This window comes from Sulfitobacter sp. HI0129 (genome assembly GCF_001635395.1).
Classification (GTDB): domain Bacteria; phylum Pseudomonadota; class Alphaproteobacteria; order Rhodobacterales; family Rhodobacteraceae; genus Sulfitobacter.
In genome coordinates this window covers 1-1,367 of the sequence record NZ_LWGH01001125.1, presented here as the reverse complement: position 1 = coordinate 1,367, position 1,367 = coordinate 1, and the positions used below count along the sequence as shown (strand labels likewise).

The window sequence follows — 1,367 nt, the reverse complement described above, 5'->3', positions numbered from 1 at the left end:
ATGATGGCCAGGCCCTTGGCCAGCCCCGCCATCCCCTCGGGCGCGCGCGATTTCGTCGCCGTGCCCCCGTCTTTTTCCGTTGTCCCCGTCATCCGAGCTCCACCCTTCTCCGGCGCTTGAGAACCCCGTCGAGGCCGCACCGTGCCACGGGGACCGGAATAAGTCCAGAAAGCGGGACGGGCCCGAAAGCAGACTTATTCCTCGTCGCCCGACGCCACGAAGGCATCGCTGAAAAAGCGATCTTTGGCTAGCCCGGCCTCGGCCTCGAATTCCGAGCGCGCCGCGTCGATCATCACCGGCGCACCGCAGGCATAGACCTCGACATTGCTCATGTCGGGAATGTCCTCCAGCACCGCGCGGTGGACGAACCCGGTGCGCCCGTCCCAGCCGTCCGAAGGCGACGAGATGACCGGCGTGAAGCTGATCCAGGGATGCGCCGCGGCCCAGCGGGCGGCGACATCGGCCATGTAAAGATCGGCCTCGGTATTGACACCCCAATAAAGCTTCAGCGGTCGCTCGGCCCCCAGCGCGATCTGGTTCTCGATCAGCGATTTTATCGGGGCAAACCCGGTGCCGGTGGCCAGCAGAACCGCGTTCATATCGTCGTTGTCAGACAGGCAGAACTCGCCATAAGGCAGCTCGACGGTCAGGAACTGGCCCTTGTCCAGCTTGCTCAGCACCTGCTCCGAAAACTTGCCGCCCGGCACATGCCGGATATGCAGCTCGATCCCGTCGTTTTTCTGCGGCGGGTTCGCCATGGAGTAGTTGCGGCTGTCGCCGTCCTCCATCACCACCCGCAGGTATTGACCGGCGCGGAACGGCGCGCGTTGCCCGATCGGCAGGCGGAACTGGATCACGGCCACGTCCGGCGCCGGGCGGGTGATCTTTCGCACCTTCGCCTCCAGCGTCTTGCGCTCCACCGGCTCCACCTTCTGGATCCGGGTCGGCGTGATCTGAAGATCGGTCAGCGGACGGGCCTGGCACAGCTTGACGCCCTCGGCGGGACCGGCCTGAACCCCCTGCCCGCGCACCATCGCCTCGCCCGCCGCGATTCCGCCTTCGCAGGACGAACACACGCCCTTGCGGCATGAGTAGGGAATGGCGTAGCCCGCGCGATCAGCCGCGTCGAGGACGGTTTCGTCCTCTTCGCAGTCGAAGCCGATATCGTCATGGTCGGTGACGGTTATACGAAAACTCACTGAATACCTCCGACAAGCCTGATCGCGGCGACCGCCGCATCGCTGGACGCCTGACCCTTACCCGCAATATCGAACGCCGCACCGTGCCCGACACTGGAAAAGACCAGCCCGGAGCCGATCGACATCGCCGCCGAACTGCGCCCGGCCAGCAGCTTGACCGGGATATGG

The 1,367-nt window shown here is 65.3% G+C and carries 2 protein-coding genes; both read right to left on the bottom strand.

Features of this window, described 5'->3' with window-relative positions:
* Positions 1–194 precede the first annotated feature (194 nt).
* Complete coding sequence (locus A3764_RS23645) at positions 195–1,199, bottom strand: FAD-binding oxidoreductase (RefSeq protein ID WP_067952182.1); 1,005 nt, start codon at positions 1,197–1,199, stop codon at positions 195–197.
* Positions 1,196–1,363, bottom strand: a complete 168-nt coding sequence (locus tag A3764_RS24400) for a 4-hydroxythreonine-4-phosphate dehydrogenase PdxA (protein WP_269085040.1) — start codon at positions 1,361–1,363, stop codon at positions 1,196–1,198. Before A3764_RS24400 ends, A3764_RS23645 begins: the two co-directional genes overlap by 4 nt.
* Between the last annotated feature and the right edge of the window lie 4 nt (positions 1,364–1,367).